This window comes from Bifidobacterium olomucense (assembly GCF_012932375.1).
GTDB classification, from domain to species: domain Bacteria; phylum Actinomycetota; class Actinomycetes; order Actinomycetales; family Bifidobacteriaceae; genus Bifidobacterium; species Bifidobacterium olomucense.
This window is the reverse complement of the sequence record NZ_JAAIIG010000011.1, coordinates 1-25756: the sequence shown is the minus strand read 5'-3', so window position 1 is coordinate 25756 and position 25756 is coordinate 1. Positions and strand designations below refer to the sequence as shown.

Sequence of the window (25756 nt, the reverse complement as noted above, 5' to 3'; positions counted from 1 at the left end):
TCATGGCTGAAAAACTGATGAAGTACGCCGATGCCACCAAGAAGTACGATGTGGTCTTCGGCTTGGAAACCCACGTTGAGTTGAGCACGAACACCAAGCTGTTCTGCCCTGCTCATATCGAGTTCGGCGGCGAGCCGAACACCCAGCTGACCCCGGTCTCCCTGGGTCTGCCGGGCAGCTTGCCGGTGGTCAACAAGACCGCCGTCGACTACGCCATCAAGCTGGGCCTCGCCCTGCACTGCGAGATCGCCGAATGGAGCCAGTTCGCCCGCAAGAACTACTTCTACCCGGATATGCCGCGCGACTACCAGATCTCCCAGTACGACAAGCCCACCAACGGCAACGGCTATCTGGACGTTGAGCTGGAAGACGGCACTGTGTTCCGTGTGCCGATCGAGCGCGCCCACATCGAGGACGACGCCGGTAAGAACACGCACGTCGGTGGCGCCGATGGCCGTATCGAAGGTGCCGATCACTCCCTCGTGGATTACAACCGCGCCGGTGTGCCGCTGATCGAGATCGTGACCAAGCCGATCGAAGGCGCGGGCGACCGTGCTCCGGAAATCGCAGGCGCCTACATGCGCGCCATCCGCGACATCGTGCGTGCGCTGGGCATCTCCCACGCTCGTATGGAGCAGGGCAACATGCGTGCCGACGTGAACGTCTCCCTGCGTCCGTCCGCCGATGCCCCGTATGGCACTCGTTCCGAAACCAAGAACGTGAATTCCTTCCGCGGCATCGAGAAGACCATCCAGTACGAGATTCGCCGTCAGGCCGCTCGCCTCGACGAAGGCAAGGACATCCTGCAGGAGACCCGCCACTGGGATGAGGCCACGCAGACCACCGCCGGCGGTCGCGTGAAGTCCGATGCGGACGATTACCGTTACTTCCCGGATCCTGATCTGGTGATGCTGCACATCACCAAGGAGCACATCGCCGAGATCCAGGCCCAGATGCCGGAGATGCCGCGCGAGCGTCGCAACCGCCTCAAGAGCGAGTGGGGCCTGACCGACCTGCAGATGCGTGACATCCTCAACGCCGACGCCCTCGATCTCATCGAGGAAACCGTCAAGGCTGGTGCTTCCGCCGCCGGTGCCCGCAAGTGGTGGCTGGGCGAGCTCAGCCGCGAAGCCAACGCCAAGGGCGTCTCGCTTGAAGAGCTGCCGGTCACCCCGGCGGATGTGGCCGAGGTGGAGAAGCTCATCGCCGACGGCAAGCTCAACGACAAGCTCGCCAAGCAGACCGTCGCCGGTGTGCTGAAGGGCGAAGGCACTCCGGACGAGGTAGTCGCCAAGCACGGCTACAAGATCGTCGAGGACAACGGTGCTATCGAGGCTGCCGTGGACGCGGCGTTCGAAGCCAACCCCGACGTGGTCGAGAAGCTCAAGAGCGGCAACATGAAGCCGATGGGCGTGATCATCGGCGCTGTGATGAAGGCCACTCGCGGTCAGGCCGACGCCAAGGCCGTGACCAAGGTCGTCATGGGCAAGATCAAGAACTGATCGGGCAATACACCAGTACAGGCAACAGGCCGTAACCGCGCGACATTACCAATGGTCCGCGCGGTTACGGCCTGTTGTGCTGTATGCAGCGTTCACAGTCGCTTTTCAGCGTTCACCCAGTCGAGTAATATATGTTCGGCACTGAATCGTGAGCCGAAACAGGGGACAACTAGCAATGACTGACACCAACGAGACGCTGAGTATGGCAATGAAAGCGCAAGCGGCGCGCGATCTGCCGCGTAGCATCGTTATTCCGCCGATTGCCGGTGAAATGGTGCATCTGCGCCCGGCAACCGTTGACGATCTGCCTCGTTTGGATGAACTTGACGCCTTCTACGGTGCCTCCAAAATCACCGGCAAGGACCCGGCCACCGAACGTGCGGTGGTGCATACGTGGGTTCGTCGCTCCCAGGCATGGGAAGCCGGTCAGGCGCCGGCGGAATCCGGTGTGGGAGACCCGGAATCTCGCCGCACGATCGCATGGGCGGTGCTCACCGACGCCGATCACGACGATGACGGCAAAGTGGATGCCGCGAAAACCGACAACGTCATCGGCATGATCTTCCTGATCGATATCGATGGTTGGTCCCGCTCCGCCCGTATCCAGATCGTGCTGGGTCGGGATTATCGCGGTCGTGGCTATTCGCGTGACGCCATGCCGCGCGTTATGACCTATGGTTTCGCTCCTGAGCCGGCCGGCCTTGGCATGCACCGTATTTGGGTTGGTGTGCCGGAGAAGAACAGCCGCTCCATTTCCGTGTACCAGTCGCTCGGTTTCGTGCCGTCCGGCACCTCGCGTGATGCGCTGTGGGATGCGGAGAACGACAAGTATCAGGATTTGATCGTCATGGACACCTTGGTGGACGAATACGATCCGATTCGATCTCTTGACGCGTTCGGCATGCATTTGATCGAGGACAATCCCGGTGTCAAAGAGGCGTTGTCCGCGCGTGAGCACTCCATCGCCATTCAGGTGAATCAGGAACGGACGGGCGCATCGGATGGATCCGGCGCCGATCAGGTGGAATATACTCAACCGGGTACGGCGGGCGAGTCCGAAAACCATGAGGATGCGGCCAAGGAAAAGCGGGCTGGCGACGACAAGCAGGATGGCAAGCACGGCACCACCCGCCGCAGCTTGGAAGAGGAAAGCAACTGGCCGTACGGGCAGGGCGAGCGCAAGCCTTCGAAGGAAGCATGGTGGCGTACGCTGGGCCGCGGCCGTAAGCGTGAAACGGAAGGTGAATAATCAGGCATGAGCGCCGAGGATCTTGACAATTACGAAACCGACGCCGAACTTGCTCTGTACCGGGAATACCGCGACGTTATCAAGCTGTTCACCTATGTGGTGGAGACTGAACGTCGCTTCTATCTGGCGAACAAAGTGGATTTCAATGTACGTTCCGCCGGACAGGATGTGTATTTCGATGTGCAGCTGACTGACGCATGGGTGTGGGATGTGTACCGTTCCAGCCGTTTCGTCAAATCCGTGCGTATCGTAACGTTCAAGGACGTGAATGTAGAGGAAGTCCAGAAAACCGATATCGACATCCCGGACGATATCCATTAGGCAATCCATTAGGCACTCTGGAGCACAGGCGATTGCCGAAGAGAAATCGTGATGAAATGCACAATCAGAGCGTGCGTTTCCAAGGCTTAAGGTAAGCTATCGCTGATTTGGTTATAAGGAGATGCAAGTGAGCGAAAAGCAATCCGTGGTGATTATCGGCGGTGGTCCCGCCGGTCTGACCGCCGCATGGGAGCTCGTCAAGGACGGTGGCTCCGAAAAGTATGACGTGACCGTGTTGGAGGAGACCCGCGAATTCGGCGGCATTTCTCGCACCGTCAAACATAACGGCAACCGCATGGATATCGGCGGTCACCGTTTCTTCTCCAAGGACGATCGCATCATGGAGTGGTGGAAGACCGTGCTGCCGCTGCAGGGCGCTCCTTCCTACGATGACAAGAAGCTTGGCCGCGAACACGACATGGAACCGGGCGGCCCGGATCCTGAAGTGGAAGACAAGGTGATGCTCAAGCGCCACCGTGTGTCCCGTATCTACTGGAACCGTCGTTTCTTCGATTATCCGATTTCGCTGAGTCCCAACACGTTCAAGGCCATGGGCTTCAAGCTCACGCTGGTGGCCGGCTTCAGCTACCTGAAGTCCATGTTCCACAAGCTGCCGGAAGACAATCTGGAGAACTTCTACATCAATCGTTTCGGCCGCAAGCTCTATTCGATGTTCTTCGAGGGCTACACCGAGAAGCTGTGGGGCCGTCACCCCTCCCAGATCTCCGCTGATTGGGGCGCTCAGCGCGTCAAGGGCCTGTCCATCATGGGGGTGTTGAAGAACGCCTTCCAGAAGCTGCTGCCGAAGAAGCGCTCCAACGCCGAGGTGGAGACCTCCCTCATCGAGGAATTCTGGTACCCGAAGTATGGCCCCGGCCAGCTGTGGGAGACCGTGGAGTCCAACTGCGAGGCCGCGGGCGTTAAGGTGTTGACCGACGCCAAGGTGGTGGAGCTTCGTCAGACCAACGGTGCCGTCTCTTCCGTGGTGTACGAGGATTCCGAGGGCAACCGTACCGAGCTCGCCGGCGATCAGTTCATTTCTTCGATGCCGGTGAAGGATCTGGTCAATGCGATCGACGCCGCCGGTGCCGATCCTGAGGCCACCGACTCCAAGCCGGCCCCGACCGATATGACCGCCGTGGCCAACGGTCTGCCGTACCGCGACTTCGTGACCGTGGGCCTTCTGGTCAAGCATCTGAAGCTCAAGAACACCACCGACATCCCCACTCTCGGCAACCCGCCGATCGTGCCGGATTGCTGGATCTACGTGCAGGATCCGGGCTACAAGGTCGGCCGTCTGCAGATCTTCAATAACTGGAGCCCGTATCTGGTCAAGGATGTGGACGACACCGTGTGGGTCGGCCTGGAGTACTTCTGCGAGGAAGGTGACTCCTTCTGGAACATGAGCGACGAGGACGCCACCAAGTTCGCCATTTCCGAGCTCACCCGCATGCGTGTGATCAGCGGCCCGGACGATGTGCTCGATTCTCATCGTGAGCGCGTCAAGAAGGCCTACCCCGCCTACTTCGACACTTACGAGCACATGGACGAGCTCATCGAATACCTCGATGGTTTCGGCAACCTGTACTGCGTGGGCCGTAACGGTCAGCACCGTTACAACAACATGGATCACTCCATGGCCACCGCCATGGAAGCCGTGGACAACATCAAGACCGGCAAGACCTCCAAGAAGAACGTGTGGTCTGTCAACACTGAAAAGTCCTACCATGAGCAAAAGTAAATAATGGAGCGTCATCAGCCTTTCTCCACCTCTCGGCGTACCTTTGTGTGCCTTCGGGTTCAGACGGCTGCTGCAACGTGACAAAGCCCTCTCAAGCGGAATCCCGCCTGAGAGGGCTTTGTCTGTTATGTGCTTCTTCGCGTCTTCCGGCACGTCTGGCACGTCCGTATCTGCTGAGGCTGTGCGCCGAATCTGATTGGATTGTGCGATATATGACTGTCGATATGCGTTTGATGGGGCCGTTCCACAGTCGTTTTGCGTTGGTCTGGCTGACGTTGTAAAGTGTTCAACGTTCGTTCAGGCACCAGAGACGCAGACGGACATTCGTTGGCGGGTGAACCCGCAAATATCACTCTTAACGCCGTGGCGGCCGTGGGCTTGCGCGGTACGGAAAGGGCATACCAGTGGCAAATAGCCAAGATCTTGAGAGTATGAAACTGCCTGAGCTCAAAGAGCTCGCCAAGCAGATGGGATTGCGCGGCACGTCGACCATGCGCAAGCCCGAACTCATCGCCACTCTTCAGGCCGCGCGCAGTGGCGGTCAGGCGCCGGCTGGTGTAACCGTACGTGCGCCTAAGGGTGCCAAAGCCAGCAAGGATGCCGAAACCGCTGCCCAGATCGCCACCCAGCCGACCGAGTCCGAGCCTATCGCCGCGCCTGCAGACATTGCGGATGCTCCGATTGTTTCTGCCGAGTCTGTTGCAGATGCTTCCGTTGCCGTCTCCGACAATGCCGATACCCGCGCTCAGGATGCGGCTGACATCGTTGCCGCTGCGGTGGAAGCCGTCTCTGAATCCGCAGATGGCACCGAATCGGAAGCTCTTCGTCGTCGGACTCGTCGCAAGTCGGACGCTGCAGATTCCCGTCGTTCCGCACGACGCAAGAACGCCGATGGTGAGGCCCCGCGCCGCAAGTCCCGTAAGCAGGACGATATTGCCGATGATCTGCTTGCTTCGCTTGACTTGGGAGAAGGCGATGACGGCGATCGTGCCTCTCGTCGCACGCGCCGTGAGGAGCCTGCCGAGCCGATTATCCGTCGTGTTCGCAATGATGAGGGTGATCAGGAGCGTCGTCGTGATGAGGATCGTGACGACAATGTGCGCGATCTTGATGATATTCTGGCCACCTTGCCTACGCAGAAGCATGTGGAGCCGGCCGACGGTGAAGACAACGGCGAAGAACGTGAATTTGTGCGTCGTAACCGCAACCGTGGCGACCGTGCCGATCGCGATGCTCACAATGACCGTTCCGATCGCGCGGATCGTCGCGGTCGTCGCGTGCGTGGCCGCGACGCCAACGGCGAGGACGATCGTCGTCGTGATGATCATGAAGCACGTGCCGAACGCGCGGATCGTGACGCCCGTCGTGAAGAGCCGGCCGAGGATCTGGTCCCCGTGGCGGGCATTATCGACGTGCTTGATTCCTACGCTTTCGTGCGCACCTCCGGTTATTTGCCCGGACCGAACGATGTGTATGTTTCCATGGGACAGGTCAAGAAGTACGGCTTGCGTAAGGGCGATGCGGTACATGGCTCCATTCGCGCCCCGCGTGAAGGCGATCGCCGCAACCAGCGCCAGAAGTTCGTGCCGTTGCAGTCCATCGATTCCATCAACGGCCAGAGCGTCGAAGAATCGTTGAACCGCCCGCAGTTCTCCAAGCTCACCCCGCTCTACCCGCAGGAGCGCCTGAAGCAGGAGACCGTGCCGAACAAGCTTACCGGCCGCATCATGGATATTGTGGCCCCGATCGGCAAGGGGCAGCGTGGTCTGATCGTTTCCCCGCCGAAGGCAGGCAAGACGATTACGCTGCAGAACATCGCCAATGCCATCGCCACCAACAATCCGGAAGTGCATCTGATGGTGGTGCTCGTGGACGAGCGTCCTGAAGAGGTCACCGACATGGAGCGCACGGTGCAGGGTGAGGTCATCTCCTCCACCTTCGATCGTCCGGCCTCCGACCACACCACTGTTGCCGAGCTGGCCATCGAACGTGCCAAGCGTTTGGTGGAGCTGGGACAGGATGTAGTGGTGCTGCTTGACTCCATGACCCGACTGGCCCGCGCCTACAACATTGCGGCTCCGGCCTCCGGGCGTATCCTCTCCGGTGGTGTGGATGCTCAGGCATTGTACCCGCCGAAGAAGTTCTTCGGTGCCGCGCGCAACATCGAAAACGGCGGCTCGCTGACGATTATCTCCTCCGCACTGGTGGAAACCGGCTCCAAGATGGACGAGGTGATTTTCGAGGAGTTCAAGGGCACCGGCAACATGGAACTGCGTCTGTCCCGCGAGTTGGCGGACAAGCGTCTCTTCCCGGCCATCGACATCAATGCGTCCGGTACTCGACGCGAAGAGCTCATCACCAATCCTCAGGAATTGCCGATTATTTACCGTCTGCGTCGTCTGCTCGGCGGCATGGAGCCCGAACAGGCCTATCAGACGCTGGTGCCGCGTCTCAAGAAAACCGCCACCAACCGCGATTTCCTCGCGGCCATTGTGCAGCAGGCCAATACCGGCAATGCCACCAACGGCAACTGACGCTGTAACGTGCGCTTAGGGCTGTATTCCATGTCATGTGGAATGCAGCCCTTTTTATCGTATTGGGTATCGTATTGGGTGGTTGCTGGGCGCTGCACTGTGGACCCGGAGAGGATGCTGTTCACCGTCCAACTGTGCGATGGTTGCTCCGTGGCAGCTGAAATGCCGGATATCTGCCCTACAAGGGGCTGATTTCCGCTTCCCGCAACGCCTATCTGCCCTACAAGGGGCTGCGACGGAACGATAACACCCATATTGAGCCCTATACACCAACGCCGTTATACCGCTTTGTAGGGCCTGTCTACCTGATGGACCGCCCCTTGTAGAGCAGATAGATGTTCTGAAAAGCGGAAATCAGCCCCTTGCAAACGAGATAGCTGGCTTATTGGACCATAAAGAGCATCATGCGAAGTCGCAAGGAACACGAAGGCTCGCAAAAAACCGTGGTGGGGGAGTATTCTCGAATCTATGAGCGAAACGAGCAGTGACTGGCAGAGGACCACCATTGATTCCGCCCAGGCGGCGGCCCATCCGGAAACCGCACAGGCGGTGGCGCGTATCAAAGCGCTTCGTCAATCCATCGACAACATTGACTCCGCTGTGATCTCATTGCTTGCCGAACGGTTCAAAACCACTTCGCAGGTGGGTGTGCTGAAAGCCAATGCCGGATTTGCTCCTGAAGACATGAAGCGCGAAGATTATCAGATCGAACGTCTTCACCGCATCGCCATCGAAGCGGGCCTAGACCCGGAAATCGCGGAAAAATACCGCGAATTCGTGGTGACCGAAGCGAAGAAGCGTCATCAGCGTATCGCCGACGCCGGAGGGGATCCGGGCGTGCTCGACGTATTCGCATAATAAAGGAGGGGCTTGTCCGACTGATTCAACCAGTCGGACAAGCCCCTCCTTGTTATAACTATATAGCTTGCCGGAACAGTGGTGACGCGGCAGACGTCACTTCTTCTTAACCGGCTGAGCCGTATAGCGAGAAGCCCAGCGGGCTTCCCGCAGGCGAGGTGAGTGGCTGCACTATAAGCAGCCGCGAAGGCCGCCTGTTAAGAAGAAGTGGAATCACTTCTTCTTAACAGGCGGCTCGCCGAGCTCGCTGTCCTCAACGATCACGCTGATAGCGTTCTCGGTTTCGGCCTTGGCGTTCTTCGCGGCGTCCACAGCGGCTTCAGCGGTCTCATGCATGGCCTTCAGCGCAGCGGTGGTACCCACGAAGGAAATGCGGCCCACCACACGACCGGCCTCGGCGATATCGCCCAGAGCGCTCTCCAAGGAGGCACGCACTTCGTCATCCACACCGAGCTTGACGGAGAGGATCGGGGTCTTCATGGACACCTTGGCCTTGGACTTGATGCCGCGCAGCGCAGCCAGTGCCTCGCCGGCGTGAGCCAACAGCTCCGGATTCACCTTGAACGCGGCAGCGGCATACACATCCGGCGTAGGCCATGCAGCGCGGTGGACGGAACCGGAACCGGCGTGCATCCAGCTCCACACCTCTTCCGTGGCGTACGGCAGGTACGGGGCCAGCAGACGGGTGAAAGCATCCAGCCCCAGACCCAGAGCCGTGCGAGCGGACTTCACGGCGGCCTCAGACGGCGTGTGGCCGGTGGCGTCCGCGGTGCCGTAGGCACGGTTCTTCACGAGCTCGATGTAGTCGTCGCAGAACTGCCAGAAGTAGCTTTCGATGACCTCCAAAGCCTTCGAGTGCTCGTAGGCTTCCAGAGCCTCGGTGGCCTGACGCACCACAAGGGCCATCTTGGCCATGGCGGCGCGATCCAGCGGCTCGGTCACATCGGCCGGGTTCCAAGCAGCCACAGCAGAATCACCCACATGATGGTTCTCGTCCTCACGACCGATCGCCAGAGCGAACTTGGTGGCGTTCAGCAGCTTGATGGCCAGTCGACGGCCGATCTTCATCTGACCGACGTCATAGGTGGCATCCAGACCCAGACGGGCGGCCGCGGCCCAGTAACGCACGGCGTCGGCACCGAACTTCTCGATCGGCTCGTTCGGCACCACCACGTTGCCCTTGGACTTCGACATCTTCTTGTGGTCCGGATCGAGGATCCAGCCGGAGAGAGTGGCATGAGCCCACGGCAGGCACTTGTTCTCAAGGTGGGCGCGGTCCACGGTGGAGAACAGCCAGGTGCGGATGATGTCCTGACCCTGCGGGCGCAGATCCATCGGGAAGGTGGCCTTGAACAGCGCCTGAGAAGCCTCGTCCGGCTCGGCCCAGTGGGTCACGATCTGCGGGGTGAGCGAGGAGGTGGCCCAAGTGTCCATGATGTCCTTCTCGGCGGTGAAGCCACCGGGCACATCACGCTGGGACTCGTCGTAGCCTTCCGGCACGTCGATGGTCGGGTCGATCGGCAGACGATCCTCGGACGGGGTCAGCGGGTGATCGTAGTCCGGCTCGCCGTCGGCCTTGACCGGGTACCACAGCGGGAACGGCACGCCGAAGAAGCGCTGGCGGGAGATCAGCCAGTCGCCGTTCAGGCCATGCACCCAGTTCTCGTAACGCACGCGCATGAAGTCCGGATGGAAGTTCAGCTCCTTGCCGCGCTCGATGAGTTCGGCGTTCAGCTTGGCGTCCGTACCGCCGTTCTTCAGGTACCACTGACGGGAGGTGACGATTTCGAGCGGCTTGTCGCCCTTCTCGTAGAAGTTCGTCATACGCTTGGTGGGAGTCGGCTCGCCGTCCAGATCGCCGGCCTCGCGCAGCTTGTCCACAATCACCTTACGTGCGGAGAAGGTGGTCTTGCCGGCGGTTTCGGCGAAGATCTCACGACCGGCCGGATCGGTGATCCAGTCTGGGGTATCCATCACGATGCGGCCGTTGCGCTGAATGATCGGGCGGGTGGGCAACTTCAGGTCGCGCCACCACTGCACATCGGTCACGTCACCGAACGTACAGCACATGGCGATGCCGGCGCCCTTGTCCATTTCGGCGGCCGGGTGGGCCAGAATCGGCACCTTGACCTTGAACAGCGGGGAGTAGACTTCCTGGCCGAAGTACTTCTTGTAGCGGTCGTCATCCGGGTTGGCGATCAGCGAGGTGCAGGCGGCAAGCAGCTCCGGACGGGTGGTCTCGATGTAGATCGGGGTGCCATCCTCGAAGCGGAAGGCCACCTTGTGGTAGAAGCCCGGGTATTCGCGGGATTCCAGCTCGGCCTGAGCCACGGCGGTCTGGAAGGTCACGTCCCACAGGCCCGGGGCATCCTGCTGGTAGGCCTCGCCGCGGGCGAGGTTGCGCAGGAAGGCCTTCTGGGCCACGCGCTGCGGATGCTCGCCGATGGTGTGGTAGGTCTGGGACCAGTCGATGGACAGGCCCAGCTTGCGCCACAGCGCCTCGAACAGCTTCTCGTCCTGAGCGGTCAGCTTCTCGCACAGCTCGATGAAGTTCTTGCGGGAGATCGGAACCTGATCCTTGGCATCGATCTTCTTGCCGTCGGTGCCCTCATACGGCGGCTTGAAATCCGGATCGTACGGCAGGGAGACGTCCACACGCACGCCGTAGTAGTTCTGCACGCGGCGCTCGGTGGGCAGACCGTTGTCGTCCCAACCCATCGGGTAGAACACGTCGTAGCCGCGCATGCGCTTGTACCGTGCGATCACGTCGGTATGCGTGTAGGAGAACACGTGGCCCACGTGCAGGGAACCGGAGACGGTGGGCGGCGGCGTATCGATGGAGTACACGGCCTTGCGGTCACGGGTGTTGTTGAACTTGTAGGTGCCGTTCTCGTCCCAAACGGCGCGCCACTTATCCTCAAGACCGTCCACGCCGACCTTGTCGGGCAGCGGGGTGAGGTTGGCGTTGATGATGGAATTGCCTTCAGTCATAAGGCCAAAGTGTATGCATGTTGTATGACAAGGCCTATTATTTGGCCCCTGCCGCACTCCCCGCATGAATCTGGGCGGGGAGCTGCGGATTCACGCTCGAATTCATGCGCCCTGCACGTGGCTGAGGTCCATCCGCTGATCGGTCATCTCGGTCGGATATCCGCTGACTCCGTCCCGTGCCACCGTGAAACAGGCCCGCGTATACAGCCAGTCCGCCGCCGCATCGTCGCTGACCAGTCGGGCGTACGCTTTCATCCGTGATTCGTAGTCGGTTTCATTGGTGGCTGCCCGTGCCGCGGCCCATGCCTGCTGCGCTTCGCCGTGATCGTAATGGAACATCGAATCCGGGTCCGCGAACAGGCCGGCATCGCCTGTGCCGTTCATGCTGACCACGGTCATGGCCCATGTTCCCGCTGCGATGCGTTGCGCGTATTCGGCTTCGGGCAGGACCTCCAGTTGCACGGGCGGCAGCGAGAGCTGGCCGGCTTGCTGGGCGATTGCCTCGCCAATGGATCGATACTGTTCGCTGACCACCAGATCCACGGTGGTCAGGTACATCGGATCGAAATAGGCGAACATTTCCTGCGTTTTGGCCACATCATGCGGGAACAGACCGGTCAAGTCCTCGTAGCCTGGTTCCGTCTGACTGATCGGACCGGACAGAAGCCCGGCCGAATCCGATTGCGCGTCGGCAATAGCGCCTGCGTCGAATAGATACCTGAACGCCTTTCGCGCCTGTTCGTCCGAAAGCAGGGAATCATTGCCGTGATTGTAGGCCAGCAGCACCTTGCTGGCGGTGGTGCCTTTGCTCACCGTCACGCCGCTGCCGTTGCCGTCACCGGTGAGCGTGGCTGCCTGCTTTCCTGACAGATTGGCGGCCAGGTCCACGGTGCCGTCCGTAACTGCCTTGGCCAGGGCGGCGTCGTCAGCAAAGTTGGTGATCGCGACGGTCGCGCTCGCCGCCTTGGTGCCGTGATAGGTGTCGTTGCGGGCGAGCGTCAGGGATTTGCCGGCTTTGAAATCGACTACGGTGAAAGGCCCGGACCCCGCGGCTTGGGTGGCATAGTCGAAGCCATCGCCGAGTTCGGCGTCGAAGACTGCGCCGAGCGGACCGCCGAGGGTGCGCAGCAGTGTGGGATTCGGTTGCGTCAGCGTGATGGTTACGGTGGCGGCGTCCGGATTGGTCACCGATGCGAGACTGCCGAGGGTTTCGGAAGGATTGGTGACGGTGCCGTCCGACTTGTTTTCGGCTGACTGCGCCTGTTGCAGTGACCACACCACATCCGTGGCGTCGAGCGTATGTCCGTTGGAGAATTTGACCGCTGACGGAAGTGTGAAGGTGTAGGTCAGGCCATCGTCGGATACGGTCCACTTGGTGGCCAGCCCCGGCTGCAGCTGATTGCGCTGGTCAATGGTGACCAGTGTTTCGTAGACGTTGCCCAGCAGAAGACGATCGGCGGCCGGGGTGGCGTTGAGATCAGCGACGCTTGCCGCGTTGCCGGCGGATGCGGCTGCTGTACCGCCGGGCCGGATATCCAAGGACTGCGGCAAATCGGTAACACCGATGTTGACCTGTTGAGCGCTGGATGCATTGCCGGTCGGCAATATCGAACGATGTTCAAGTATGGCCCAGCCGGTCCAGACGAGTGCGCCGAGTGCCGCCGCGACCCCAAAGAAAATCCCCCATTGCGCCCATACGTTGGGCTGCCTGTTATGCCTGCTTCGCATGCCGCCCAGTCTAGCGGTGGAGAGCGATGAGATGCGTAAGACGGCGGCGGATGTTTGCCATACGTTGGCTATCCGACTTCGCTAATGGTGCTTCTGGTGCAGTTGTCCTGCCGACGATTGGCGGTTCGTCGTCGCTACGAGAACCCAGCGACGTCGAATGGCCAGTACTTGGCAGTTAACCGCCGCGTCAAGCACCCTCAGCGGGGGCAAACCGCCAAACGCTGGCTTTATGCATGCTTATGACTGTGCGGGGTCATAGCTGGGGCAGGAATCGGCCAGCGGACAATGAGCGCAGTCGGGTTTGCGCGCGTGGCAGGTGGCCCGTCCGAACAGAATCAATCGATGGCTCAGATCGGTCCATTCGTCCGGAGGGAAACACGCGGTGATCTCCCGCTCCACCTTGACCGGGTCTGATTTGGCGATCCGCCAATCGGTGCGCCAGCGCAGCCGTCCGGTGACGCGCATCACATGAGTGTCCACCGGGAAGCCGGGAATACCGAATGCATTGCCGAGCACCACGTTCGCGGTTTTGCGTCCCACACCCGGCAGCGAGGTGAGTTCATCCATCGTGTGCGGAACTTCGCCGTCGAACCGTTCGCTCAACGCTGTGGCCAGCCCGATGAGATGCTGTGTTTTGGACCGGAAGAAGCCCAGCGGACGGATGATCTCTTCTACCTGTGCGGGATTGGCCCCGGCCAGAGCCGCGGCGGTGGGGTAGGTGGAGAAGAGCTCGGGAGTCACGGTGTTCACGCGCCTGTCCGTAGTCTGGGCGCTGAGCACCGTTGCGATCAGCAATTGCAGCGGCGAGGAAAAGTTCAGTGCGCATCGGGGAGCGGGAATCACCTGACATAACGTGGCGTACTCGTCATGCATGCGTGCGATTCGTGCGGTTTTGGTTTCACGCATGGAATTGGCCTGAATCAGGCGTTGAGGCTATCGGCCGAGGTGCCGATGCCGGAACCAGCGGGAGCGGAAACAGAAGCAGAAGCGTTGTGGGCGGCAGACTGCGCGGCTTGCTTGGCTGCCGTCTCGCCATGATCGTTCTCCGGCGGATCGAAACGATAGCCGACATTGCGCACGGTGCCGATCAGATGCTCGTATTCTCCGCCGAGCTTGGCACGCAGACGACGGATATGCACATCCACCGTTCGGGTGCCGCCGTAATAATCGTAGCCCCATACTTCCTGCAGAAGCTGGGCGCGCGTGAACACGCGGCCGGGATGCTGCACCAGGTATTTGAGCAACTCGAATTCCTTGTATGCCAGATCGATGGGCTGACCGTGCAGGGATGCGGTGTATCCGTTGGTATCCACGATGAGATCGCCCGAACGAATCTGACCGTCTTCTACCGCAGTGCCGGAATCGGCAGGCAGACTGGAGGACGCCGTAGCGGGCGCATTGCCGCGTTCGGAGACCAGACGCAGGCGGCCCTCCACTTCGGCGGGCGATGCGGTGGCCACCACCACATCGGCGATGCCCCACTGCGAGTTGACCACGGTGAACCCGCCTTCGGTGAGAATCAGCACGATCGGCGTGGATAGTCCGGTGGCATGAATCATGCGGCACAGTGTTTTGGCAGTGGCCAAATCGTCTCGTGCGTCGAGGAACAGAATGGTGTTCTCCGGCATTTTTACCAAGCTCGCCGCATCCATGGGCAGTACGCGTACGCGATGGGACAGTAGGGCGAGGGATGGCAGCACGGTGGCGGGATCGCTGGCGAATGTCATCAACGTAAGATCCGTCACGCTGTTCCCCCTCATTCTCTTCAGTCCTCGTCAGGAGCGGAGACTGTGCTGTTGCATTGCTGATCGTAGAGTCGGCAATGGTGAACGTTGCCATGGTCGATTTTTTTCATTGTACGCGCGTGCAGTGGACACATGAATGTAACCTGCGCAGAATATGAATTCGCCAATCAGCGGTAGGCGGATCACCTATCGGCGGCATGGCGCTGCGTCGCACTCGCGTGCGCAGGAATCGATGCGTAATCGTTGCCGAAACGTTGCGAAACCATGACTGGAATCGCAACGAATCGCAACGAATATGATCGGTGATTCAGGCTCCCAGACGCGAGAGAATCAGTGTTGTCGCAGCGATGGAAACGCCCATCATCATCACGGGCATCAGACCGGTGCCGATCCAGGGGTAACGAATCGCCGGATCTGGATCGGCGTCACGTACCCACAGCACAGAGGCTACGGCAAGGGCCAGCGCAAGTACTACCAGTACCGCCACGGCAACAATGGCGATCGTGCCGCCTTTGAGCAACACAGCCCCCAGCGGCGGCAGGAAGCACCATCCGGCCACCGCGATGGCGGCTACGCCGGAGGTTACGGCATGAGACAGCGCGCGGATAAGATGCGTTCGATTCTCGCGGGCCATCTGACGTCCGAACGAGAAAATCACCAGTGCGATCAGCAGGAAGCCCACGGCCAGCGACCATGAGTACCACGGGAACGCTTCGTGATGGCTGTCCATCTGTTCGGGTGGCACGTCGCCGGACGGGAAGGGGACGACGACGAACATCAGCGATACCACGCCGAACACCACCGTGACCGCACGGTCCAACGTCGAACCGCGGAACGGCCAGAACAGTACGAATTCACCCAGAACGAGGGCCGCGACGATAAGCGGGATCGCCGGAAAAGGGCCGCGGGCGGGAATGGCCGTGGCCGCGATGAGCAGCACGTATGCCGTGAGCTGGGTCAGCAGCATGCCCAAGGTCTTATTCTTCCAGTTCGCTTGGGTTGGGGTGATTGCGCTCATGTGCTTTCCCTCTTCCGTCATGACAATATCTGGTGAATATCCTACTTCGTGTGCAGGAGCTGATGCACATCCGCTCGCAGGGGCTTCATCTACAGCGCCATCTACAGCGCCATCTACAGCGCCAGGACTCCCAGATGTTCCAGCAGCACCTTGACGCCGATGAGAATCAGCACCACGCCGCCGGCGATCTGTGCGGGCTTCTGCCAGCGAGAGCCGAATATACGACCGATGTACAAGCCGAGCGCGGAGAACAGTCCGGTGACCACGCCGATCATGGTTACGGCGAAGATGACGTTGATCCTCATGAACGCCAGACTTACGCCTACCGCAAAAGCATCGATACTGCATGCCACAGCCAACGGAAGCATGTGCTTCCAATCGAATTGCGCTGTTTCCTTGGCGTTGACCTCGTCTTCCTCGAAGGCCTCATGCACCATGTTGCCGCCGATGAACGCGAGCAGACCGAAAATGATCCAATGGTCAAAAGCGGTCATATATGAGCTGAATGTGGAGGCCGCGAAATAACCGAGAATAGGGAATAACGCCTGGAAGCCACCGAACGAGAGCGCGGTTTTGATGGCGTCCGTCGCACGTACGCGGCTTACGGTCAGGCCTTTGCCAATGGAAACGGCAAAAGCATCCATAGCGACGGAAACAGAAATCAACAGCGTTTGAATAATGATCGAAATCATGGTGTGAAGAAGGTTCATCGCCGGACATCCGCACGATGGGCCTCGACCAGCGTTCCCACACGCCGCCTACGCCTAGTTGAAAAGACAAAACGCCATTGTATCACTATCATCGGAAGCCGGGCATCTGAAGTCGGGATGATGCAAGGTCGGGGCTATGGAGCCCAAGCAAAGGAGCGATTATGACCATCAACGTCACCGTATGGAACGAATACATCGAAGAGCGCGAATACCCAAATGTGCGAGCGGTGTATCCGGACGGTATCCATGAGGTTCTCGCTGGATTCCTGAGCGAAGAAGAAGACCTTGCCATAACCACCCGGACGTTGGATATGGCCGATCACGGATTGGACGAGGCCACACTTGACGCTACGGACGTGCTGGTGTTCTGGAATCATATGGCACAGGACGCCTTCACCGATGAAGAAGTGGAACGCGTGCGCGACCATGTGCTGCGAGGCATGGGACTGGTGACCTTGCATTCGGCGCATTGGAGCCGCATCATGCAACGGCTGCTGGGCACCAGCATGACGTTGAGCTGGAAACATGACGACCGTGAGCGACTGGTCTGTGTCAACCGCGCCCATCCGATCGCGGCCGGTGTGCCGCAGTTTGTGGACATCGACCAAGAAGAGCTGTACGGCGAGCCGTTCGATATTCCCAAGCCAGACGATGTGGTGTTCGCCGGATGGTTCGCCGGAGGCAATCTGTTCCCCTCAGCCTGCACATGGACGCGCGGCTTGGGGCGTATCTTCTATTTCCAGCCCGGTCACGAGGAATATCCGACGTACTACATTCCTGAAATCCAGCGCATCATCACCAATGGAGTGCGTTGGGCGGCCCCGACGACACGTCAGCGTGAGCCGATTGATTGCGTGGCGTTGGAACGTACGCCTGAAGAAGAATATGCCGCACGTCACCAGTGACGCGGCGCCGCGAGGACGATGGCAACAGTAACCCAAGGATGTGTCTTATGAAGATTTCCGTTTTTTATGATCACGTAGCCGAAGCCGCAGCGCAGACCGGCAAGGATCTGCCTGAACTGTTCGCCGAGATTCGGGCGCTCGGCATCACCGGTCTGGAAGTCGAAGGTAAGCGACTGGCCGCCGAACGTGAGATGTTCGCCGAAGAACTACCGAAAGCCGGACTGGAAGTCAGCAATATATACGAGTTTTTTGAGTTCGGTGACGTTGCGCTCGCTCAAGGTGAGACGGCGCATGCGCAAGCCGTCATCGATCTTGCCGCGCAGTTCGGAGCTGGCCGTGTGATGCCGATTCCGGGTTTTCTTCCTGAAGATGAGGCGGCGCGACTTACGCCACTGCTGGACGCCTGTGATTGGTCGGCCGATCACGCCGCCGGTGATTCGACGCAGGCCGCATACCGTCAGGTCGCCGCCTGGCTTGGCGGCAATGCGCGTGTATCGGCCATGCGCGACGCATTGCGCCATATGGTCGCGTATGCAGCCGGGCGAAACATTACCGTGACTATTGAGGATTTCGATGCGGCGACCTCGCCGATCGCCCGCATTGCCGAGATTCGTTGGTTCCTGGAGCAGGTCCCGGGATTGGGGCATACGTTGGATACCGGAAACTACGTATTCAGCGATGAGAATTGCGATGACGCCTATCGGTTGTTCCGCGATCGCATCATGCATTTCCACGTCAAGGACAGGGGAATCGAACCGCGGGATTCGGCTTCGATGCCGTACGGCGCGGTTCGTAAGGGCATGGCCGTGGTGCCGACGGGCGGCGGATACATGCCGATCGCCCGTCTGATTCGTGCGGCGCGTATGCAGACGGGGTATGACGGCTATTTCGCCATTGAACATTTCGATGCGCCGAATCAGCTGCAGTTCATGCGCCAATCCGCCGCGTTCCTTCGCGCTTTGGCGTGAGGGAGCCGAAACTCGTGCGTTGCGGAAAATGGTACGCTGAGTGACCGTCAGCGTACCTTTTTTGCGCAAATGGAGGAATTCTCTCTGGAAGAACGTACGCTGGGCGACCGGCAGATGACACGAAAAGGGGAGCGTCCCGGGTGTGGGACGCTCCCCCTTTTCGTCAGCTTGTTGCTAGTTCAGCGAAGTGATCACTTAGACGCCTCAGAGAGACGTTCGCGCGCTTCGACGATTTCCTTTTCGGCGACGGTCCTGCAATTATGGACGGCCTGCGGCCGGCTCAATATTGGCTCGGATGCTGTCGCATCCTCGCACGTGGCCGCGGACAGTCCACTGGACTGTCCTGACGGAAATCACTTCGCCTGCGCGCTTCGCGCGCCTTCGCGGCATAGCCGCTCACTTCGGCTAGTGACAGTCCACTGGACTGTCACTTAGACGCCTCAGCCAGACGCTCGCGCGCTTCCTTGATTTCCTTCTCGGCCACGTCCGCACCGGTCCAGTAGTCGCCGGGCTTGACTTCCTTGCCGGGCTCCAGAGCCTTGTACTGCTCGAAGAAGTGCTTGATCTCAGCGAGGTGGTACTCGTTGACATCCTTGACGTCCTTGATGCCGTCGTAGCGGACATCGGCCGGCACGCACAGCACCTTGTCGTCGCCGCCCTCTTCGTCTTCCATGTGGTACAGACCAACGGCGCGGCACTCGATGACGCAGCCCGGGAACACGGAGTTCTTGACCATCACGAGGGCGTCCAGCGGATCGCCGTCCTCGCCCAGGGTGCCCTCGATGTAGCCATAGTCATCCGGGTAGCCCATGGCGGTGAACAGCTCGCGGTCCAGGAACACGCGACCGGTCTCCTGATCCACTTCGTACTTGTTCTTGGAGCCGCGCGGAATCTCGACCACGACATTGAAGGTTTCTGCCATTGTTTTTCTCCTTAGGGAATCGGCAAGTTATTCGTTACACACACTACTACCGAACGGGCGCAAAACTCACTGCACGGTGAGGATATGCGCCACGTCGGCCCATGGGGCGAGCGAGACGAAGTTGTCCCAACCCCACTGGAATTCGCGGCCAGTGAGCTCATCGCGCACGTTGAGCGGTCGGTCGGTGGGCAGGCCCAGCTTGCCAAGCTCGATGTGCACGGTGGACTGATGCGCGTTATGGCCGTCGAGGTTGACCACCACGATCAACGTGTCCGCCTGGCCGGTGCCCGTCAGTTCGGCCGGCGTGCGACGCATGAAGGCCAGAATATTCGGGTCGGAAGTGGGCAGGACCGTCAGGTTGTGATAGCTGAGGGCGGCCGGATGCTCACGACGAATCTTGTTGAGCGTGGTAAGCATCTTGGCCACGCCGTAACGCTCGGCCTTGGACCAATCGCGGACCTTGACCTCGTACTTCTCGTTGTCGATCTGCTCCTCGAAACCGGGACGCTGCTTGTTCTCGATCAGTTCGAAGCCGTTGTAGATGCCCCAGCTCGGGGAGCCCATGGCGGCGAGTACCGCACGCACGCAATGGCCGGCGATGCCGTTGTCGCGCACGTAGGCGGTGAGGATGTCCGGGGTGGTGGGCCAGAACGTGTTGTGCTGATAGTAACCGTCGTCGCCATTGGTGACAGGCAGGTATTCGGCCAGCTCCTCCTTGGTGTTGCGCCACGGGAAGTAGCAGTGCGACTGCGTGAAGCCCACGTAGCTCAGTGCGCGCATCATGCCCGGGCGGGTGAACGCTTCGGCCAGGAACAGGATCTCCGGATGCTTCTTGGTCACCGCGGCGATCACATCCTGCCAGAACCGGACCGGCTTGGTGTGGGGGTTGTCGATGCGGAAGATGGTCACGCCCGCCTCAATCCAGAGGTTCAGAATGCGTTCGACCTCCTTTTCGATGCCCGGCATATCGGCGTTGAAGTCGATCGGGTAGATGTCCTGATACTTCTTCGGCGGGTTCTCGGCGAAAGCGATGGTGCCGTCCGGCTTGTGACGGAACCATTCCGGATGCTGCTTGACCCACGGATGGTCAGGCGAGCACTGCAGGGCGAAGTCAAGAGCGATTTCCAGTCCCAGCTCGTGGGCGCGGGCGGTCAGGGCCTTGAAATCATCCATAGTGCCCAGCAGCGGATCAACAGTGTCATGACCACCCAGTTCGGAACCGATGCCGAACGGGGAGCCCGGATCGTCCGGACCGGCGATCAGCGAATTGTTGCGGCCCTTACGGTTGGTCACGCCAATCGGGAAGATCGGCGGCAAATAGACGATGTCGAAACCTTCCGCGGCGGCGCGCTCAAGGCCGGCCATCGAAGTGCGAAGTGTGCCCTGCACGATCTTGCCGGTTTCCGGATCGACAGTTGCGCCTTCGGAACGCGGGAAGAACTGATACCAGGCGGCGAAGCTGGACTTCGGACGCTCCACCTTGAAACGCTGCGGCTGGCTGGGTGAGACGCCGTCGCGCAGCGGATGGGCCACGTGCAGTGCGGCGATTTCGTCATTGTCGCCGGCGGCGAGACGATCTTCGGCGCTCAAGGATTCATCGGCCATGGTCTCAGCGGCCTTCTCCAGCGTCTTGCGGTCTTTGGCGCTCAGGCCTGCGTCTTTGGTCAGCGCCCAGCGCGCCAGCAGTTCGGCACCGGAATTCAGCGCGTTGTCCATATCATCCTTGACCTGCACCTTGATGCGTGCGTCATGCAGCCAAGAACGGTAGGTGTCTTCCCAACCTTCGACGGTCACGGTCCAGATGCCCAGCTGACGTTTGACCGCAGCATAGCCGTCCTCCCACGGCTTCAAGTCGCTGTGATCGCCGCACTTGAGCATGACCTCCCAGCGGTCCAGGCCGGGGTTGGTGCAGGTCATCGGCAGACGCAGCATCTCCTTGCCGCGCGGATTGCGCACGATGGCGGTGGCACCCACCTTGGTGCGGCCTTCGATGAACACCTGAGCGGTCACCTTGAACGGTTCGCCGAGTTCCACACGCGCAGGATAGATGCCGCGCTCCTCAGCCGGCGTGACGTCCATGACGTTGATGCGGCCGAACTGACCGGGCTCGCTCGCCTCGATGACCGGGGCCGGAGCTTCGAACGCCAGTCCTTCGAGGGCCTTGGCCGTGCGTGCGGCTTCGGCGCTGAGACGGGGACGGCGAGTGGATTTAGACGTTTTCGCGGAGGAAGTCGCCTTTGACTTCGATGCCTTGGGAGCCTTGGTGGCTGAGGAATTATTGGTATTGGTATGGCTGCGCGTAATCGCGCTTTGTTGTACTTCTTCCATACCTGCTCATTCTAGAGGGATTTGTGCCAATCAGGTGGATTGTGGATAACTTCCATGTAAACCTTCTGGAATCGGCATGAAGTGGATAACTGTCCGGCAATCGGGCGCTGAGTTATCCACAACTCGCCGATAATCGGCAAGCTCGAACCACATTGGTCGAAAACCGGGTGATGCGCGTGGGAAATCTGCCATGATCGAGCCCTACCTGAGCACATCGAAGTGCGCAGGGACGGCAAGGGCCGGATACACTCGTCGGCTTGCGTTCGCGAGCGGTCGGAATCAAGGAAAGGACCAATGATGGTAGGGGATATGAATGCAAAGCGGGCGACGGCATGGCACAGAACGGTTATGGCTGTAATCACCATGGTGATAGGTCTGGTCACGATGATCGGTGTGGTGTGTTCGTTGTCGTTCACCGCACACGCCGCAACGTTGGACCAGACGGATGCCCGGCATCGAGTGACTTTCCCTTATGACAACCGGGATTATTACCTAGGGGCGGTCGCCATGGACGATAACGGCAACAAATACTACTGCATCGAGGCCGGTAAGTTGACCGACTATCTACTTGGCCCGACCACCGTGGTGAAGAACGACGAGAACACACAGCGTATGGCGTGGATTCTTGAGCGATACCGTGAAACCGACGCGCGAACCCATGCCGCGATCGCCATCGTGGTGCAGGACCGTTTCGGCAGGGATGACGAGGACTGGGCGCGTCAGATGGAGGTGATTCGCCGTCATTATCCGACCGTCGTGACTCGTGCGGCGCAGATTTGGGATGAATCCGCCGGCAAAGTGGCCGCCGGCACGGTGGTGGAACGCATTGACGCCGAGGCGATGCGCAGCGGCAAGGTCAAGGTAAGCGTGGTGGACTATCAGGGCAAGCCGGTAGCCGGCATACCGTTCACCGCCACATTGCACGGGCCTGGCCGATTCGCCAATGGCAGCACTGAGTATTCGGGAACGTCCGCGGCCGGGCCGGTTGAATTGGCATGGAACGCGACCGGCCGGGGTGAGGTGAGCGTCACCACCACGTACAAGCGTCCGCAGATGCATGTGATGGACAGTACGCAAGACATGATCGCCTTCGATTCGATCAGTGTGGATGGCGGATCTTCGATCACATTCCGTGTGCGCAAGGATTTCGCGCCGTCCGTATCCACTACGGTGTCAAACAAGGTGCTTGACGTCGGCTCGCCGGTATTCGACGACGTGACCAGTGGCTTGGCCGATCAAGACAGCAGGTGGGTAACCGATATGGAGGTCAAGGCGCGCGGATATTACTTCGACGGGATCGCCCGTCATACGCTGGGCGGTATCGTCGCTCCGAAAACACAGGAAAGCGCCGATGATTTCCTTGCGCGGCTGGCCATGGCCGGCCATAAACCGGTGGCGTATGGTACGGCGACATTCACCGGACCAAATCAGCGCGTGCATGCGCAGGCCATGACCGCTCCCGACGGCAGCACCCCGTATCTGACACATCAGGGCAGCAGATTCGGCACATGGGTGTGGGTGATTCGCCGAGCGGACCAGAGCGATCAGACAAAAGGGTACTTGACCGGGGACTGGTCGAGTGCCTTCCTGGAGGCCGCCGAAAGCAACGTGGCGCGGGACAGGGTGACGGTCAAGTCCACGGTAACCGAGCATTCCGCTGAAGTCGGTTCGGAATTGAGTGACACCATCACCGTGACGGGCTTCCCATCCGATCACGGCGAGTTCACCGGTAACGCGGCTTATGGATTCGGTGCGGACCGCAAGTATGCGCAGGTGAGTGTGTGGTGGTCCGGAGATCCGAATGATCCCGCCAATGACGATGCGTACAAGCCCACAGGTGCCGCTGTGCCGGCCCCGGATGAGAACCATCGCAAGGTCGTCGAGTGGGATATTCCGGCCACGAACGGCACGTTTTCCATCGGTGCCGGATCGCCGGACGCGCACGGCGATCCGATGACGATCATCGCCGAAAACCATGGCTGGTACGTGTTCGTATGGGAATTCAAAGGAGATGATCGGGTTGCGCCGGCGGCGAGTCGGTACGACGATGCGTGGGAACGGACCCGAGTGACCGAGCCGTGTGAGCCATGTGAACCCGAGGAACCGTGCGAGCCGGAAGAGCCGGAGGAGCCGTGCGAACCTGAGGAGCCGTGCGAGCCTGAGGAACCTGAGGAGCCGTGCGAACCGGAGGAGCCGTGTGAGCCGGAAGAACCTGAAGAGCCTTGCGAACCCGAGCGTCCCGAGGAGCCTTGCGAACCGGAAAAACCTGAAACCCCGGTAAAGCCGGAGGAGCCTCAGTCTCCGTTGCCTCTTACCGGTGTCGATACCACCGCGGCCACCGGTCTGGCCAGTGTGGCGCTCGCCATAGGGGGAACGATGCTCGCCATAGTCAGACGCCGCAGCCGGTAGATTCGTGGTTCTGCCGCGCATGGTGCCTATGATCCGAGGCAGAACGCCTGTGGAGTACGTTCTTCCAGAGTAAATTCCGTTTTATCTGGGGAAACGTACGCTGAGTGACCGTCAGCGTACGTTTCTCCAGATAAGACAAGGCCTTCTCTGAAAGAACGTACGTTAGGGCTGATGGGGCTGATGGAACCGGTGGGGCGGCGACAGTGCCGGGTAGACGCCGGGTGGGCTGAGTAACAAAAAAAGCCGAGAACCTTGCGATTCCCGGCCTTTCGGTTGGTAGCGGGGCATGGATTTGAACCATGGACCTCTGGGTTATGATCCCGAGCGGCGAAAAGTTATGCCGCGAGAGTCATGACCGGGGCCTTCCATGCCCCGCCACCTAAGCGGAAGTCGTCAACGTTGACGACTGATAAACCTCCATTCTTTCCATCGAGGATTGCTCGAACTTTCGACGGCGTAAGGTCGTCGCGCTGCAATGTATCAAGGGAGATACCAAAGTAGTCGGCGGCGGCAAGCATATCTTCATAGAACCAGCGATTTTTCCCCTTGAGCAGGTTGGTAATCATCGCTGGGTCTTTTCCGATGTAGGCGGCAAGGTCTTTGCGTTTAGCGCCAGAGGCAGCCATGAACATATTCAGGTTGTCGTTGGCTAACGCCTGACGATCCGTTTTAGGGGCCACACTCGGCGGCGCAAATACTTGAGTCATATTCAACATTGTAAGCCATATCTGAAAAATTGCAACACGCCGAATTATGTGAATGTGCTTGAATGGGACTATTGTACTTGAACATGACTCAAGTTGATAAGCAAAACTCAATCACTGCCGAGCGAGTTGAATACCTGCGCAACATGCGCCACCTCAAGCAAAACGAGGTCGCCAAGGCCGCTGCAATGAGTGATTCCCTGTACAGCCACAAAATTCACGGCCGCACGCAATTCATGCCGGAAGAGCTTCGGGCGCTCGCCGACTTCTTCAACACCAGTGTTGACTACCTCATGGGTCGAACCCTTGACCCGTGGCCGGTGGACAACCCCCAACCGGAAGAGGCGACGGCATGAGCGAGTCCGATCGCGAACCCGTATTGCTGTCCTCTCTGGAGGCATTGCAGCACAATCTTCAGGACGCCGGAATGCTGCGCATGAAAGCGTCCCTGTATTCGGAGGCTGCCGTGCGCGAGGCGCTGGGAGACTCCGAATACAGGCGAATCTCGGAGAAGCTGGACAGGCGCGCGCTGCTGGCGCAGCTCGACGCGGTGTCCTTGTTCCTTCTACAAGTCCTTGGTCTTGTTTCGGTCGGTGAGGTCGAGGGCGATCTGCTGAGCGCCGAAACCGATGTAATGGACGGCGCGGGCGAGTTTCCTCACCTCTTCGCTTTCTGCATGATCCCGGAGCCACGCGGCGCTACTGGTTCCGACGCGGAGATTATCGAGCGCTTCGTTAAGCGCCTCTCGTTGTGTCTGCATTGAAATTCTTCCTTTCCCCGCTGTCGTGCGGATTGTTTTGGTTGGCACCTTCAAGCCTACCGACGGCAGGGAAAGGGCCTTACTCCTGAAAGGAACCCTCATGATCTGGTTTATTATCTCCATCGTCCTGCTGCTCTTCAGCGCCGTCATTACCGGCGTCGCGCTGTCCAACAACGTCAAGGGGGCCGGCATCGGCCTCATTCCGGGCCTCATCGGATTGCTGCTGCTGATCCCCTCATGCCTGTACTCCGTGGACGTGGGCGAGGTCGCGGTCATCCGCAACATGGGCGGCAGTCTGGCCGGCCATTCCGAAGACGCGGGCTTCCATTTGAAGACGCCGTGGCAGAGCGTCATCAAATACGA

19 protein-coding genes, 1 tRNA gene and 3 pseudogenes are annotated in these 25756 nt (G+C 59.9%); 13 read left to right on the top strand and 10 right to left on the bottom strand.

The window, feature by feature from the left end; translation table 11 throughout:
- Positions 1 to 2: 2 nt before the first annotated feature.
- From gatB to G1C97_RS09900, 7 genes and pseudogenes are all read left to right on the top strand, one after another.
- On the top strand, positions 3 to 1502 hold the full coding sequence (gatB, locus tag G1C97_RS09925; RefSeq protein WP_100496489.1) for an Asp-tRNA(Asn)/Glu-tRNA(Gln) amidotransferase subunit GatB: 1500 nt from the start codon (positions 3 to 5) through the stop codon (positions 1500 to 1502).
- Between the two features lie 175 nt (positions 1503 to 1677).
- Positions 1678 to 2482 (top strand): annotated as a pseudogene (locus G1C97_RS09920) (GNAT family N-acetyltransferase); the annotation flags it as partial.
- A 146-nt stretch (positions 2483 to 2628) separates the two neighbouring features.
- A pseudogene (locus G1C97_RS12555) lies at positions 2629 to 2751 on the top strand (GNAT family N-acetyltransferase); the annotation flags it as partial.
- A gap of 6 nt (positions 2752 to 2757) precedes the next feature.
- On the top strand, positions 2758 to 3072 hold the full coding sequence (locus tag G1C97_RS09915) for a DUF2469 domain-containing protein (protein ID WP_003828150.1): 315 nt from the start codon (positions 2758 to 2760) through the stop codon (positions 3070 to 3072).
- Between the two features lie 127 nt (positions 3073 to 3199).
- Entirely contained in the window at positions 3200 to 4813 is a 1614-nt protein-coding gene (locus G1C97_RS09910) for an NAD(P)/FAD-dependent oxidoreductase (RefSeq protein WP_169241619.1), read from the top strand.
- 404 nt (positions 4814 to 5217) lie between these two features.
- A complete protein-coding gene (gene rho, locus G1C97_RS09905) occupies positions 5218 to 7347 on the top strand; it encodes a transcription termination factor Rho (RefSeq protein ID WP_169241618.1) in 2130 nt (709 codons plus the stop codon).
- A 468-nt stretch (positions 7348 to 7815) separates the two neighbouring features.
- The gene (locus tag G1C97_RS09900) at positions 7816 to 8205 is read left to right on the top strand and encodes a chorismate mutase (RefSeq protein WP_169241617.1); all 390 of its coding nucleotides are present in this window, start codon (positions 7816 to 7818) and stop codon (positions 8203 to 8205) included.
- Positions 8206 to 8418: 213 nt separating this feature from the next.
- On the opposite strand, the gene valS is transcribed toward G1C97_RS09900, so the two are convergent.
- From valS to G1C97_RS09870, 6 genes are all read right to left on the bottom strand, one after another.
- Positions 8419 to 11196: a valine--tRNA ligase gene (valS, locus tag G1C97_RS09895; RefSeq protein ID WP_169241616.1), complete on the bottom strand. Its 2778-nt coding sequence runs from the start codon at positions 11194 to 11196 to the stop codon at positions 8419 to 8421.
- Between the two features lie 102 nt (positions 11197 to 11298).
- Positions 11299 to 12924, bottom strand: coding sequence for an ABC transporter substrate-binding protein (locus tag G1C97_RS09890; RefSeq protein WP_169241615.1), 1626 nt, complete (start codon positions 12922 to 12924; stop codon positions 11299 to 11301).
- 237 nt (positions 12925 to 13161) lie between these two features.
- Positions 13162 to 13830: an endonuclease III gene (nth, locus tag G1C97_RS09885; RefSeq protein ID WP_169241614.1), complete on the bottom strand. Its 669-nt coding sequence runs from the start codon at positions 13828 to 13830 to the stop codon at positions 13162 to 13164.
- A 14-nt stretch (positions 13831 to 13844) separates the two neighbouring features.
- Complete coding sequence (locus tag G1C97_RS09880; protein ID WP_169241613.1) at positions 13845 to 14651, bottom strand: winged helix-turn-helix transcriptional regulator; 807 nt, start codon at positions 14649 to 14651, stop codon at positions 13845 to 13847.
- Between the two features lie 325 nt (positions 14652 to 14976).
- A complete protein-coding gene (locus G1C97_RS09875) occupies positions 14977 to 15687 on the bottom strand; it encodes a hypothetical protein (RefSeq protein ID WP_169241612.1) in 711 nt (236 codons plus the stop codon).
- Between the two features lie 113 nt (positions 15688 to 15800).
- On the bottom strand, positions 15801 to 16379 hold the full coding sequence (locus G1C97_RS09870) for a manganese efflux pump MntP (protein ID WP_169241611.1): 579 nt from the start codon (positions 16377 to 16379) through the stop codon (positions 15801 to 15803).
- A 179-nt stretch (positions 16380 to 16558) separates the two neighbouring features.
- Between G1C97_RS09870 and G1C97_RS09865 the strand changes: the two genes are divergently transcribed.
- Together G1C97_RS09865 and G1C97_RS09860 are read left to right on the top strand one after the other, a co-directional pair.
- The gene (locus G1C97_RS09865) at positions 16559 to 17302 is read left to right on the top strand and encodes a ThuA domain-containing protein (protein WP_169241610.1); all 744 of its coding nucleotides are present in this window, start codon (positions 16559 to 16561) and stop codon (positions 17300 to 17302) included.
- Positions 17303 to 17349: 47 nt separating this feature from the next.
- Positions 17350 to 18270 carry a sugar phosphate isomerase/epimerase family protein gene (locus G1C97_RS09860; RefSeq protein WP_169241609.1) on the top strand — a complete coding sequence of 307 codons (921 nt, stop codon included), beginning with the start codon at positions 17350 to 17352 and terminating at the stop codon, positions 18268 to 18270.
- A gap of 427 nt (positions 18271 to 18697) precedes the next feature.
- Here the strand turns inward: G1C97_RS09860 and G1C97_RS09855 are convergent, their stop codons facing one another.
- Both G1C97_RS09855 and G1C97_RS09850 read right to left on the bottom strand, forming a co-directional pair.
- On the bottom strand, positions 18698 to 19192 hold the full coding sequence (locus G1C97_RS09855) for an inorganic diphosphatase (protein WP_169241608.1): 495 nt from the start codon (positions 19190 to 19192) through the stop codon (positions 18698 to 18700).
- Between the two features lie 66 nt (positions 19193 to 19258).
- The gene (locus G1C97_RS09850) at positions 19259 to 21520 is read right to left on the bottom strand and encodes an alpha-1,4-glucan--maltose-1-phosphate maltosyltransferase (RefSeq protein ID WP_169241607.1); all 2262 of its coding nucleotides are present in this window, start codon (positions 21518 to 21520) and stop codon (positions 19259 to 19261) included.
- Positions 21521 to 21814: 294 nt separating this feature from the next.
- Here G1C97_RS09850 and G1C97_RS12345 point away from each other — a divergent pair, with 294 nt between their 5' ends.
- Positions 21815 to 23929 (top strand): cell surface protein, encoded by a 2115-nt coding sequence (locus tag G1C97_RS12345; RefSeq protein WP_240951107.1) that lies wholly within the window; start codon positions 21815 to 21817, stop codon positions 23927 to 23929.
- Between the two features lie 274 nt (positions 23930 to 24203).
- On the opposite strand, the gene G1C97_RS09840 is transcribed toward G1C97_RS12345, so the two are convergent.
- Both G1C97_RS09840 and G1C97_RS09835 read right to left on the bottom strand, forming a co-directional pair.
- Positions 24204 to 24306, bottom strand: a tRNA-Met gene (locus tag G1C97_RS09840).
- Positions 24265 to 24636: a helix-turn-helix domain-containing protein gene (locus tag G1C97_RS09835; protein WP_240951106.1), complete on the bottom strand. Its 372-nt coding sequence runs from the start codon at positions 24634 to 24636 to the stop codon at positions 24265 to 24267. Before G1C97_RS09835 ends, G1C97_RS09840 begins: the two co-directional genes overlap by 42 nt.
- 83 nt (positions 24637 to 24719) lie before the next feature.
- Between G1C97_RS09835 and G1C97_RS09830 the strand changes: the two genes are divergently transcribed.
- The 3 genes and pseudogenes from G1C97_RS09830 to G1C97_RS09820 form a co-directional block, all read left to right on the top strand.
- Complete coding sequence (locus tag G1C97_RS09830) at positions 24720 to 24989, top strand: helix-turn-helix domain-containing protein (protein WP_169241605.1); 270 nt, start codon at positions 24720 to 24722, stop codon at positions 24987 to 24989.
- A complete protein-coding gene (locus G1C97_RS09825) occupies positions 24986 to 25396 on the top strand; it encodes a hypothetical protein (RefSeq protein ID WP_169241604.1) in 411 nt (136 codons plus the stop codon). Before G1C97_RS09830 ends, G1C97_RS09825 begins: the two co-directional genes overlap by 4 nt.
- A gap of 97 nt (positions 25397 to 25493) precedes the next feature.
- Positions 25494 to 25756: pseudogene (locus G1C97_RS09820) on the top strand (prohibitin family protein); the annotation flags it as partial.